Genomic DNA, 12,291 nt, shown 5'->3' with positions numbered 1-12,291 from the left:
CGCCGTGGACCCGGTGATCATCGTGGGCGCGGGGCCGGTCGGCCTCGCGCTCTCCCTCGCGCTCGCCGCCCAGGGCGTGCCGAGCATCGTCCTCGACGAGGGCCCCGGCAAGGACGAGCCGCGCCCCGCCCGCAGCGTCCTGCTGCGCGCCGACATGGCCGCGATGGTCGAGCGCCTCGGCTGCACCACCCTCCGTGACGAGGGCGTCCGCTGGGTCGGCTGGCGCAGCATGCGCCGCGGCCGGCTGTTGCGCCACCTCCCTCTCGACCTGGGGCTCAGCGGCACGGAGGAGTGGGCCGAGGACCCGGCGGCGCCCGCCGCCCCGGCCGCCCCGCTGCACATCCCCCAGCACGCCCTCGCGCGCGGGCTGCGCGACGCCATCGGCCGCGAGAAGCTGATCCGCCTCGTCACCGAGGCCCGGCTCGACACCGTCGAGCAGGACCGCGACGGCGTCACCGCCCACACCCGGGGCCCCGACGGCACCTGGTGGCGCGGCAGCCACCTCGTCGGCTGCGACGGTGCCCGGTCGACCGTGCGCAAGCTGCTCGGCATCCGCTTCCCGGGCCGTACGGCGGTGGAGCGCCACGCGGTGGCCGCCCTGCGCACCGAACTCCCCTGGCCGGGCGAAGGCCTGATGCACCGCCGGCCGCCGTGGCGGGGCGCCCCCGACGAGATCACCGCCCGCCCGCTGCCCGACGGCGTGTGGCGGATCGACTGGCTGCTCCCGCCCCGCGGCGACCTGGTCACCCCGGACGCGCTGATCGCCCGGATCCGCGAGACCCTCGCCGGCTGGTGCGACGGGGTGACGCCGCCGTACGAGCTCATCGACACCGGCGTCCACACCCTGCACCACCGCCTCGCCCGCCGCTGGCGGGTCGACCGGGTGCTGCTCGCCGGGGACGCGGCGCACCTGCTCGGAGCGGTCGGCACGCAGGGCCTCGACGAGGGGTTCCGCGACGTCGACAACCTCGCCTGGAAGCTCGCCCTCACCTGGCACCACGGCGCCTCGGACCGGCTGCTCGACAGCTACCAGAGCGAACGGCGGACGGCCGTCGCCTCCCGGCTGCGCGCGGCGGACCAGTCGCTGCCCGCGCTGCGCGGCGGCGGAGGCATGCGGACGTACCTCCCCGGCTCGACCCGGGGCCACGACGCCCTGCTGACCGAGGGTCACGTGGGGCGCGGCCCGCTCGGCGCGCCCCCCGCGTACCCGCACTCCCCCCTCGCGCCTCCGCACTCCGACGGCCTGACGCCGGTCGGCACGCCGCCGGGCGCCCCCGTCGAGGACGTCCGCGTGACCGCCCCGGACGGCACGACCGTACGGCTCCGCGACCGGCTCGGTCAGGGCCGGCTCCTGGTCGTCCTCGTCGCGCCCGGCACCGGGGTGTGGGACCGCCGCCACTGGCGCAGCGCGGGCGTCATGCCCCGGCTCGAAGAGGCCGTCGCCGCCCTGCCGGCGAAGGCCGAGGTCCTGGTGACGGAGGCCTACCCGGGCGCCCCCGCCCACGCCGTCCTGCTCGTACGGCCCGACGGCCACCTCGCCGCGTCCTTCTCCGGGGTCCTCCCGGAGGAGCTGTACGCGGCGGCCGACGCGACCCGCGGCGGCTCCCCCACCGCCCAGGTGCCCACCGAGGCCCCCGCCGCCGAGGTGTCCGCCACCGGTGACCGCACGGCGGACGTCCGTTGATTCCCGCGGGCGCGCATGGTGTACTCCGATCGTGACCGACACCTATGCGCGCCTGTGGCGACGGGTCCACATGGACCTCGTCCGCTACGCGGGCTGCGTGTGTCGCCCTTCCTGCTGATCTCGCCCCCTTCCCCGCGCGCGCCCCGCCGCTGACGCCCGTCCGGACGTCCGCGCCGCCGTGAGCCGTCGCGCGCCCCTCGCGAACCCCAGGACGGTCACCCGTGTCCCCAGACACCTCCACGCCCCCTCCCGCCGCGCCGCTCACCCCTCCCGGCCCCGCCTCCGCACCTCCCCTCGGCACTCCCCCGGCACCTTCCGTCGGTACGCCCTCCGCACCTTCCATCGGCACGGCCTCCGCACCTCCTGTCGGTACGCCTTCTGCACCTCCCGCCGGCACGGCCTCCGCACCTCCCCTCGGCACGACTTCCAGTGCGTCCGCCGGGCCGACGGCGGCCGATCTGCTCGACTTCGTCCGCCGTACGGCCGACGACCGGGAACTCGTCGACTCGCTGCCGCTCGACCCCGAGGGCCGCACCTGGGTACGCCTCGACGGTCCCGGAGGCAGTGAGGCCTGGCTCATCGGCTGGCCGCCCGGCACGGGCACCGGCTGGCACGACCACGCGGAGTCGATCGGCGCCTTCGCCACCGCGCGGGGCACGCTGACCGAGAACGCGCTCGCGGTCCGCCTGCCCGCGCGTGGCTGGAAGACCCTGGAACTGGCCGACGGCCTCGACCGCTCCCGCCGGCTCACGGAGGGCAGCGGCCGGGCCTTCGGCCGCCACCACGTGCACGAGGTCCTCAACGAGTCTCCCGACACCCACGCCGTGTCGGTGCACGCGTACTACCCGCCTCTCCCGCTGATCCGTCGCTTCAGCAGGACGGGCCCGGTGCTCCGCCTCGAGCAGGTCGAACGTCCGGAGGACTGGCAGTGAGCGACCGGACAGCGATCGGCCGCCGAGCCGTGAACGAGCGACGAGCGGAGACGGGACAGGTGGGCGAGGAACGAGCGGGGACGGAAGACGTGAGCAAGGAACGAGCGGGGACGGGGCAGGCGGTCGAGGGACGAGCGAGGACGGAAGACGTGAGCAAGGAACGAGCGGGGACGGGGCAGGCGGTCGAGAGACGAGCAGCCGACGGGCGACCTGCGGGAACGGGACACGCGGGCGGCGGACGAGCGGCCGAGGAACGAGCGGCCGACGGCCGCGTGGGCATCGACGAACTCCTGGAGCAGGTCAGGTCGGGCCTCGACCGGATCGAGCCCCGGGCCGCCTACCAGGCGTACGAGGCGGGTGACGCGCTCCTGGTCGACACCCGCTACGCGGCCCTGAGGGAACGCGACGGCCTGATCCCGGGCGCGCTGATCGTCGAGCGCAACGAACTGGAATGGCGGCTGGACCCCCTGGGCAGCCACCGTGCCGCGGAGGCGGACAGCCACGACCTCCGGGTGGTCGTCTTCTGCAACGAGGGCTACGCCTCTTCCCTCGCGGCCGAATCCCTACGCCGCCTCGGCCTCCACCGGGCGACCGACCTCATCGGCGGCTTCCAAGCCTGGAAAGCCGCCGGCCTCCCCGTCCTCCTCCCGGCAACCCGCACCTGACCACAGCAGACCCGCCCGGCAGACCGCCCCGCCCGGACGTGACCACAGCCCGACCCACCCCGGTCAGACGTGACCACAGCCCGCCCCGCCCCGGTCGTGTCTGCCATCGGACCGGCGAGACCCGGCCGGACCACGTCCGGCTCCCGGCCGAACGACCCTGGCCGTCCTGCCCCGGCCCCGGCTGACCGGGCTTGGGGCCGACCCCGCCGGGTGCCGGGTCGACGGGGCCTGCCCCGGCCCCCGACCCCGGGTTGACCGGGCCTGGCGTCGACCCGCCGGATCCCGGGTCGACGGGGCTTGCCCCGGCCCTCCCGGCCCCGGCGCCTGGCGCCGCGTCGGGCTCCCCGTGGATGAATGTCGGGCTCCCCGTGAATCGATCCGGACGGGTCCTTCTGTCCCCCCGCGTCAGAAGGACCCGTCCAGGCCGTCCGTGTCCTCGCCCTCGGCCTCCAGGGCCTGGCGGACGACGCGGAGGGCCATGCCCTCGGGATACCCCTTGCGAGCGAGCATCCCGGCGAGCCGGCGGAGCCGGCGGTCGCGGTCGAGGCCTTGGGTGGCGCGCAGCTTGCGGGCGACAAGGTCGCGCGCGGTGGCCTCCTCCTGCTCGGAGTCGAGTTGGCTCACCGCCTCCTGGATGAGGGTCGGCTCGACGCCTTTGGTCCGCAGTTCCCGTGCGAGGGCCCTGCGCGCGAGGCCCCGGCCGTGGTGGCGGGACTCCACCCAGGCTCCCGCGAAGGCGGCGTCGTCGATGAGCCCGACGTCCTCGAAGCGGGAGAGGATCTCCTCCGCCACGTCGTCGGGGATCTCCCGCTTGCGCAGCGCGTCGGCGAGCTGCTTTCGCGTGCGCGGGGTCCCGGTGAGCAGGCGCAGGCAGATCGCCCGCGCCCGCTCAGCCGGATCCTGGGGTGACAGCTCCTTCTCGGCCCTCGACGAGTCGGGGCTGTCACCCGGCCATTCGGTGCGACCGGTCACTGGTTCAGCTCTTGACCGCGGTGGCCTTGGTCGCCTTCGCGGTCTTGGCCGCGGGTGCCGGGACGGTCTTGGCGTCGTCCGCGCCGGCCGCGTCCGCGGAGCCCGCCGCGTCCGTCGCCGCCTCGGCCTTCGCGGCGTCGGGCCGGACGCCGACGCCCAGCTTCTCCTTGATCTTCTTCTCGATCTCGTCGGCGAGGTCGGGGTTGTCCTTCAGGAAGTTGCGGGCGTTCTCCTTGCCCTGGCCCAGCTGGTCGCCCTCGTACGTGTACCAGGCGCCGGCCTTGCGCACGAAGCCGTGCTCCACGCCCATGTCGATCAGGCCGCCCTCGCGGCTGATGCCCTGGCCGTAGAGGATGTCGAACTCGGCCTGCTTGAAGGGCGGCGCGACCTTGTTCTTGACGACCTTGACGCGGGTGCGGTTGCCGACCGCGTCCGTGCCGTCCTTGAGGGTCTCGATGCGGCGGATGTCGAGACGCACCGAGGCGTAGAACTTCAGCGCGCGGCCACCGGTCGTGGTCTCCGGCGAGCCGAACATGACGCCGATCTTCTCGCGGAGCTGGTTGATGAAGATCGCGGTGGTCTTGGACTGGTTGAGCGCGCTGGTGATCTTCCGGAGGGCCTGGCTCATCAGTCGGGCCTGCAGACCGACGTGCGAGTCACCCATCTCGCCCTCGATCTCCGCACGCGGGACGAGCGCGGCGACGGAGTCGATGACGATCAGGTCGAGGGCGCCGGAGCGGACCAGCATGTCGACGATCTCGAGGGCCTGCTCACCGTTGTCCGGCTGGGACAGGATGAGGTTGTCGATGTCGACGCCGAGCTTCTTGGCGTACTCGGGGTCGAGGGCGTGCTCGGCGTCCACGAAGGCGACCTGGCCGCCGGCCTTCTGCGCGTTGGCCACCGCGTGCAGCGTCAGGGTCGTCTTACCGGAGGACTCCGGGCCGTAGATCTCGACGACACGGCCGCGCGGCAGGCCGCCGACGCCGAGCGCGATGTCGAGCGCGGTCGATCCGGTGGAGATCACCTCGATCGGCTCCTGGGTACGGTCACCCATGCGCATCACGGCGCCCTTGCCGAATTGGCGTTCAATCTGTGCGAGCGCGGCTTCGAGCGCCTTCTCGCGGTCGGTTCCTGCCATGGGTTCCACCCGGTTTGCTTGAGTCGATCGCTTCATGTGAAAGACGCTAACCCCTGCCACTGACAATGGGCCCCGGCGTCCCCTCCGACCTGTGGACAACTCGTCGACAACCCAGTGTTCCCAAGGGCCGGACTCCCATGAGAATGGATGTTCGATTTCAGTGTCAAGCGCGCCGCGCCCACCCCTCGCCCCCTGTCGGCGCCCCCGGGGGCATGGGTGTCACCCGGTCGCGATCGCGCGGACCGGGATCGGGCCCTACCTCGGTCCGCCGCCCGTCGGACGGCCTGGCGGCAGGCAGGATCGCACCTCGGGACGGTCCGCGTTCAGCTGGTCGAACGGCGTCCGCCGGCCGTCGCGCAGGTGCCGGTCGAAGAAGGCGCGCAGGTAGGTGCGGGTGATCGTCATGGCGCGCAGCCCCGAGGTGGTCGCACCGAGCGGCATGCCGAGCCGGTCGGCCGGCAGGCCCACGTCGGTGAAGGACGGGTGCTCGGCGCCGGCCACCACCAGCCGGCGCTTCCAGCCGGTCAGCAGTGGCCGCCCCCGGGCCCAGGTGTCCGGAGCCGGCACGGTCGCGCCTGCCCACGGCGGGTTGCCGCCGAGCAGCCGGTCCGGCACGGAAGAGGCGTCGCGGGCACGGCCGGTCCTCACCTTGTGCCGGAACTCGGCGGTGCGCGCAAACCCGCGGCCGAGGGCGAAGGCGGCCACCCTGCCGTCCGGAAAGGCGGTGGCTGCGGTCTCGTAGGTGTGGTCGATGGCGACCGCGACGTGACCGTGGCCGGCCGGGTCCTCGCCGATCGAGGTGAGCGTGGCGCGCGGCCGTGTGAAGCCGGGCGAGAGAACGATCAGCGGCAGTTCCCGCAGCCCGGGTCGGAGCGGGGCGTCAGGGGCTCGGGAGGCGCGCCGATGTTCGGCGTCCCGTGGTGCCGGAGGACGACGAGCCCGTCGCCCGAGCCGCCGTCCCCGGCGTCGTAGACGTACAGCCGCTTCCGTCGGCCAGTTCCACGTCGCTCTCGACCACGTCACACCCGGGCATCCCTGTCCCGTCCCCTGACCGCCCGGCCGTCCCCGGGCGTCGCCCGCTTCGGCGCCACGACGCCACTGGCCCCCACCACACGGGCCACGCCCGCCACCGCCACCGCCACCCCGACGTCGAACCGCCGTCCCTCGAACCGATACGCCCCGCCGGCCTCCCCCGGGCCCGCCCCCCGTCCGTCCCGGCGCGGCGCCGAGCCGTCACCGGCCGCCTATCCTTCGACGCATGCCCCTCCCCCTCCGCGCCCCCGGCGGCGGCCGTACGTCGCCGCGGACGGCCGACGCTCTCGTGGCGGGTGTCGTGCTGCTCGTCGTCTCGGTCTGGACACTGGTCTCGGCGCGGTACGCGAGCGAGCCGGCGCTCCGCACGGTGTTCGGCTGGGCGCTGATCCTGGTCGGGTGCGGGGCCCTGCACTTCCGGCGGCGGCAGCCCGTCGCCGTGGCCGTGGTCACGCTCCTGGCCTGCGTCGTCTACTACCCGCTGTCCGCCCAGGACGGCCCGCTCATGATCGCCTTCGCGCTCGCGCTGTACACGACCGCCGCCGAGGGCCGGTTCGCCGCCGCCGTCGCACTCGCCGCCGTCACGCTGCTCGCGGTGGGGGTGGGCGAGATCCGGCAGCAGCCCGGGCACCGGCAGATCGACGACACCTCGCTCGCCATGCTGGCGGGCTGGCTGATCAGCCTGGTCGCCGTGGGCCGGGCCCAGCGGACCCGGATCGCCTATCTGCACGAGGTGGAGCAGCGGGCGCTCGCCGCCGAGCGGGAGCAGGAGGCACGGGCCCGGCAGAGTGCCACCGAGGAGCGGCTGCGGATCGCCCGGGAGGTGCACGACGTGCTGGGCCACAGCATCTCGCTGATCAACGTCCAGTCCGGTGCGGCGCTGCACCGGCTCGGCAAGGGGCCGGACCCCGAGGCCGGTCTCGTCACCGCCACCGAGGCCCTGGAGGCCGTGAAGGCCACCAGCAAGGACGCGCTGCGCGAGCTCCGGGCGACCCTCGGAATGCTGCGCCGGGCCGACGAGGCCACCCCGACCGCCCCGGCCTCCTCCGGTCTCGCGCTCCTCGGCGACCTGGTCGAACGCGCCCGCGGAGCCGGGCTCGACGTCCGTACGAGCACCACGGGCACCCCCGTACCGCTGCCGCCGCCGGTCGACCTGGCCGCGTACCGGATCGTGCAGGAGTCGCTGACGAACGTCACCCGCCACGCGGGCGCGGGGACCGTGCGCGTCACCCTCGACTGGGGCACGGACGCGGTGCGTCTGCGGATCGCCGACGACGGCGGGGGCGCGCCGGAGGGCCGGCCGCTGGGCAGCGGCATCCGGGGCATGGCCGAGCGGGCCCGCGCGTTCGGCGGAGAGCTCACCGCCGGGAACGGCGACGGCGGCGGCTTCGTCGTGGACGCCCGGCTGCCGCTGGCCCCGCCGGGCGCGCCCGGACCCCGGCCCGGCTCCGCCGAGCCGCCCCGCACTCCACCCGCCTCCTCCGAAGGGGACCCCCGATGATCCGCGTCGTGCTCGCCGACGACCAGACCCTGGTCCGGGCCGGCTTCCGGTCGATCCTGTCGGACGAGGAGGACATCGAGGTCGTGGGTGAGGCGGGGGACGGGGAGCGGGCGATCGGGCTCGCCCGTGAACTGCGCCCGGACGTGGTCCTGATGGACATCCGCATGCCGGTCCTCGACGGCCTCGAAGCCACGCGCCGCATCACCGCCGACGAACGCCTGGAGGGGGTCCGGGTGGTCATCCTGACCACCTTCGACGCCGACGACCACGTGTACGGGGCGCTGCGCGCCGGCGCGTCGGGGTTCCTCGTCAAGGACACCGAGCCGATGGAACTGCTGCACGCCGTGCGGGTGGTGGCGCGCGGCGACGCCCTGATCTCACCGGCCGTGACGCGCCGTCTGATCGCCGAGTTCGCGGGGCTCGTCGGGCGGCAGCCGGACCCCAGCCCCCGCCTGAACGCCCTCACCGAGCGGGAGCGCGAGGTGCTCGGCCTCGTCGGTGCGGGTCTCTCCAACGACGAGATCGCCGGCCGGCTCGTCCTCTCCCCCGCCACCGCCAAGACCCACGTCAGCCGCATCATGACCAAGCTGGCCGTACGCGACCGGGCGCAGCTGGTGATCCTGGCCTACGAGTCCGGCATGATCACCCCCGGCTGGCTGGCCTGACGCCCGACGCGGGCCGGACGCGACGGGACCCGGCGGGACCCCTAGGGGACGGGGCCCGGCGGGGACGACTCCGGGGGTACGCGCGCGGGGACGGCGCAACCCACGGGGTACGGAGGGTGTCCTCCGTGGGGTGACGCCGGGCGCCTGACCGTGCGCCCACGCTGACCGGGTGAATCAGGACGTACTCGATCTCGCGCGGCTGCAGTTCGCCCTCACGGCGGGCGGCCACTTCCTCTTCGTCGCCCTCACGCTGGGGCTGGTGACGGTCGTGGCCGTGCTCCAGACCAGGGCCACCCTGAGCCGGAAGCCGCTGCACGCGCGCATGGTGCGTTTCTGGGGCCAGCTGTACGTGATCAACTACGCGGTCGGCATCGTCACGGGCCTCGTGATGGAGTTCCAGTTCGGCATGGCCTGGAGCGGGCTCACCCACGAGGCGGGCAACGTCCTGGGCGCCTCGCTCGCCGTGGAGACGATCGTGGCGTTCTTCGTCGAGTCGACCTTCCTCGGGCTGTGGATCTTCGGCTGGAACCGGCTCGGCCGCTGGGCCCACCTGGCCGCGATCTGGATCGTCTGCCTGACCGCCTACCTCTCCGCGTACTGGATCCTGGTCTCCAACGGCTTCCTCAACCACCCGGTGGGGTACGGCTCCGAGAACGGCGAGCTGGTCCTCGACGACCCGGTCGCGGTCCTGACCAACCCGTCGGCGCTCCTCGCCTTCGGGCACGTCCTGGCGGGGGCGCTGCTGACCGCCGGGTTCTTCATGGCCGGCGTGAGCGCGTACCACCTGTTCCGGCGCACCCCCGAGTGGGAGTTGTTCGGCCGCAGCCTGCGGATCGGGGTGTTCCTTTCGGCGCCGGCGCTGATGGCGGCGGCGGTCTTCGGCGGGCTCCAGTTCGGCGTCCTGGCCACGTTCCAGCCCATGAAGTCGGCCGTCTTCAGCGGGAAGGCGGCCGAGATCGCGCGGATCCAGACGGAGATGACGGCCCGCTTCGGGCCGGGTGACTACGTACCGTCGGAGGCCTGGACCCGGGGAGGCGGTCTGGTGATGCTGATCGCCTTCGCGCTGATGATGTACCTGTGCTTCGCCGGGGTGATCCTGGCCTGCTTCAAGAAGGTCGTCTTCCGGTTCCGGTTGTGGCACCTCGTCCTGATGGCGGCCGTACCGCTGCCGTATCTGGCGATGATCGGCGGCTGGGTGTTCCGGGAGGCCGGGCGGCAGCCCTGGGTGGTCTACGGGCTGCTCAGGACGGAGGACGCGGTCTCCGACCTCTCCCCCGGCACCATGCGCCTGTCCCTCACCGTCTTCACCACGGTCTTCGTCCTGCTCGCCCTGCTCAACGCCTGGCTCCTGGCCCGGCACGCCCGCCGCGGCCCCGTCGAGTCCGGCCTCGGCCACGACGAGCGGCCCTCCAACACAACGGGACCCGACCCCGCCGACGCCCTGCCCGCGCCGCGCTACTGACGCCGCCCCGTCGAGGAACACCCGAGGAGTCCCCGTGGAGACCCTGGCCATCGCCCTGCTCGCCTTCTTCGCCTCGGGCTGGTTCGTGCTCGCCGGCGCGGACATCGGCACCGGCATGCTCACCCCCTGGCTCGGCGAGGACGACCGCGAGCGGCGGCTCGTCCTCGCCTCCTTCGCCCCGTTCTTCCTGGGCAACGAGGTCTGGCTGGTCGCCACGGCCGGTGTCCTCGTCGGCTGCTTCCCCGCCCTCGAAGGGGAGCTCCTCAGCGGCCAGTTCACCGTCCTGGTGGCACTCCTGACCGGCTGGATCGTCCGGGACGCGGGGCTCTGGTCGCGCGGCCGGGGCCCGGGCCCCCGCTGGCGCGCGGGCTGCGACACCGCCGTGACGTGCGGCAGCTGGGCCGTGGCGCTCTCCTGGGGGTGGCTGCTCGCGGCCCTGCTCACCGGACGGCCGTACGCGCCCGCGACCGGCCCGACGGCCGTCCTCGTCGCCCTCGCCGTGGCCGCGCTGTTCGCCGCGCACGGTCTCGGCTTCGCCACCCTCCGGCTCACGGGACCGCCGTACGAGCGGGCCCGCCGGCTCGTCGGACGCACCGGGCGCCCGTGGCGGTCCTTCGCGTTCACCGGCGTCCTGCTCGCGGGGCTGCCGCTCGGCGCGGGGACCGCGCTCCCGCTGGCCGGGCGGACGGCGGCCCCGGCCACGCTCGCCCTGCTGGTGCCCGCCCTGCTCGTCGTCACCCCGCTCCTGGTGGCCGTCCAGGCCTGGACCTGGCACGCCTTCCGGCACCGGGTGACCCGGCCCTCCTACCTCTGACCCCTCACGCGCGCGCGTGGTCAGGACTCGTCCACGCGCGCGCATGGCGCGGTCAGGACTCGTCGGGCGAGGACTCCTTCTTGTGGTGCAGGGCCTTCTGGAGCCGGGCCACCACCGCCTCGCCGTACCTCCGGTGGCCGTGGACGCGGGGGTCGTCGGTGACGTCGTACCGCTTCACGTACGCGCCCAGGAAGGCCTGGAGGGTGGCGACGGCCGGGATGGCGATCAGCGCGCCGACGGCGCCGAGCAGCGCCGTACCCGCGATGACCGAGCCGAAGGCCACCGCCGGGTGGATGTCGACGGTCTTCGAGGTCAGCTTCGGCTGGAGCACGTAGTTCTCGAACTGCTGGTAGACCACGACGAAGCCGAGCACCCACAGCGCGTACCAGGGGTTGACGGTGAAGGCGATCAGCATGGGCAGCGCGCCGGCCAGGTAGGTGCCGATGGTCGGGATGAACTGCGAGACCAGACCGACCCACACGGCGAGGGCGGGGGCGTACGGCACGCCGAGGATCTCGAAGAGCACGAAGTGCGCGACGCCGGAGATGAGGGCCATCAGGCCGCGCGAGTAGAGGTAGCCGCCGGTCTTGTCGACCGCGATCTCCCAGGCCCGCAGCACCTCGGTCTGGCGGGCGGGCGGCAGGACGGAGCACAGGGCGCGCCGCAGCCGGGGCCCGTCGGCGGCGAAGTAGAACGAGAACAGGAAGATCGTCAGGAGTCTGAACAGGCCGCCGAGGACGGTGGCGGAGACGTCGAGGACTCCGGACGCGCTGTTCTGCACGTACTTCTGCAGCCAGTCGGAACGCAGCAAGCTGTCCTGGACCTCGACCCGCGAGAGTTCCGTGTGGAAGTTCTGGTTGATCCAGTTGATCAGCGAGTCGAGGTACTTGGGGAAGTTCTCGACCATGTCGACGATCTGGCCGGCGAGCATCGAACCGAGGAGCACGACGAAGCCGACGCCGAAGACCAGGACCGCGAAGAAGACCAGGAAGGTCGCGAGGCCCCGGCGCATCCCTCGTGCCGCCATGCGCCCGACCGCCGGCTCGATGGCCAGGGCGAGGAAGAACGCGAGCAGGATGTTGACGAGGAGGCCGACGAGCTGGTGGAAGGCCCAGCTGCCGAGCAGGAAGCAGGAGTAGAGCGCGAGGGCCAGGACGAGGGCGCGCGGCAGCCAGCGCGGCATCCGTGCCGCCGCGGCCGCCGAAGGCACGGGTGGCGCCGCCACGGCCCCGGAGGCGGACGGCTCCAGGGTGCCGCGGTCGCTCGCCTCGCCGGCCCCGTCGCGGGCACCGGCGGTCACGTCCGCGGGAGCCGTCGGTCCGGTGGGAGTCGTCGGTCCGGTGGGAGTCGTCGGTCCGGTGGGAGTCGTCGGTCCGGTGGGAGTCGTCGGTCCGGTGGGAGTCGTCGGTCCGGTGGGAGTCGTCGG

The 12,291-nt window shown here is 73.8% G+C and carries 12 protein-coding genes; 8 read left to right on the top strand and 4 right to left on the bottom strand.

All coding sequences use genetic code 11. The features are described from left to right. Positions 1 to 4: 4 nt before the first annotated feature. The 4 genes from AC067A_RS21945 (at position 5) to AC067A_RS21930 (ending at position 3,281) form a co-directional block, all read left to right on the top strand. Entirely contained in the window at positions 5 to 1,684 is a 1,680-nt protein-coding gene (locus tag AC067A_RS21945; protein ID WP_479244167.1) for an FAD-dependent monooxygenase, read from the top strand. Between the two features lie 70 nt (positions 1,685 to 1,754). Continuing rightward, positions 1,755 to 1,802 carry a hypothetical protein gene (locus tag AC067A_RS21940; RefSeq protein ID WP_309506048.1) on the top strand — a complete coding sequence of 16 codons (48 nt, stop codon included), beginning with the start codon at positions 1,755 to 1,757 and terminating at the stop codon, positions 1,800 to 1,802. A 223-nt stretch (positions 1,803 to 2,025) separates the two neighbouring features. After that, positions 2,026 to 2,616: a cupin domain-containing protein gene (locus AC067A_RS21935; protein WP_479244309.1), complete on the top strand. Its 591-nt coding sequence runs from the start codon at positions 2,026 to 2,028 to the stop codon at positions 2,614 to 2,616. 272 nt (positions 2,617 to 2,888) lie between these two features. After that, positions 2,889 to 3,281, top strand: a complete 393-nt coding sequence (locus tag AC067A_RS21930; protein WP_479244308.1) for a rhodanese-like domain-containing protein — start codon at positions 2,889 to 2,891, stop codon at positions 3,279 to 3,281. A gap of 405 nt (positions 3,282 to 3,686) precedes the next feature. Here AC067A_RS21930 and recX read toward each other — a convergent pair whose 3' ends face one another. The 3 genes from recX to AC067A_RS21915 all read right to left on the bottom strand — a co-directional run bounded on the left by recX (position 3,687) and on the right by AC067A_RS21915 (position 6,096). Beyond that, entirely contained in the window at positions 3,687 to 4,253 is a 567-nt protein-coding gene (gene recX / locus AC067A_RS21925) for a recombination regulator RecX (RefSeq protein ID WP_479244166.1), read from the bottom strand. Between the two features lie 4 nt (positions 4,254 to 4,257). Then, on the bottom strand, positions 4,258 to 5,391 hold the full coding sequence (recA, locus tag AC067A_RS21920; RefSeq protein ID WP_479244165.1) for a recombinase RecA: 1,134 nt from the start codon (positions 5,389 to 5,391) through the stop codon (positions 4,258 to 4,260). A 255-nt stretch (positions 5,392 to 5,646) separates the two neighbouring features. Continuing rightward, positions 5,647 to 6,096: a hypothetical protein gene (locus AC067A_RS21915; protein WP_479244164.1), complete on the bottom strand. Its 450-nt coding sequence runs from the start codon at positions 6,094 to 6,096 to the stop codon at positions 5,647 to 5,649. Positions 6,097 to 6,649: 553 nt separating this feature from the next. Between AC067A_RS21915 and AC067A_RS21910 the strand changes: the two genes are divergently transcribed. The 4 genes from AC067A_RS21910 to AC067A_RS21895 all read left to right on the top strand — a co-directional run bounded on the left by AC067A_RS21910 (position 6,650) and on the right by AC067A_RS21895 (position 10,865). Beyond that, positions 6,650 to 7,924 carry a sensor histidine kinase gene (locus AC067A_RS21910; RefSeq protein WP_479244163.1) on the top strand — a complete coding sequence of 425 codons (1,275 nt, stop codon included), beginning with the start codon at positions 6,650 to 6,652 and terminating at the stop codon, positions 7,922 to 7,924. After that, the gene (locus AC067A_RS21905) at positions 7,921 to 8,589 is read left to right on the top strand and encodes a response regulator (RefSeq protein WP_479244162.1); all 669 of its coding nucleotides are present in this window, start codon (positions 7,921 to 7,923) and stop codon (positions 8,587 to 8,589) included. The genes AC067A_RS21910 and AC067A_RS21905 overlap by 4 nt, the downstream gene beginning before the upstream one ends. Before the next feature lie 169 nt (positions 8,590 to 8,758). Next, the gene (locus tag AC067A_RS21900; protein ID WP_479244161.1) at positions 8,759 to 10,051 is read left to right on the top strand and encodes a cytochrome ubiquinol oxidase subunit I; all 1,293 of its coding nucleotides are present in this window, start codon (positions 8,759 to 8,761) and stop codon (positions 10,049 to 10,051) included. Positions 10,052 to 10,085: 34 nt separating this feature from the next. After that, positions 10,086 to 10,865 carry a cytochrome d ubiquinol oxidase subunit II gene (locus tag AC067A_RS21895; protein ID WP_479244160.1) on the top strand — a complete coding sequence of 260 codons (780 nt, stop codon included), beginning with the start codon at positions 10,086 to 10,088 and terminating at the stop codon, positions 10,863 to 10,865. 52 nt (positions 10,866 to 10,917) lie between these two features. Here the strand turns inward: AC067A_RS21895 and AC067A_RS21890 are convergent, their stop codons facing one another. Then, complete coding sequence (locus AC067A_RS21890) at positions 10,918 to 12,048, bottom strand: AI-2E family transporter (RefSeq protein WP_479244307.1); 1,131 nt, start codon at positions 12,046 to 12,048, stop codon at positions 10,918 to 10,920. Between the last annotated feature and the right edge of the window lie 243 nt (positions 12,049 to 12,291).

The sequence above is a fragment of the Streptomyces sp. NPDC043176 genome, from assembly GCF_056436715.1.
The sequence above is the reverse complement of the archived record's forward strand: the minus strand, read 5'-3'. Positions and strand labels throughout refer to the sequence as shown.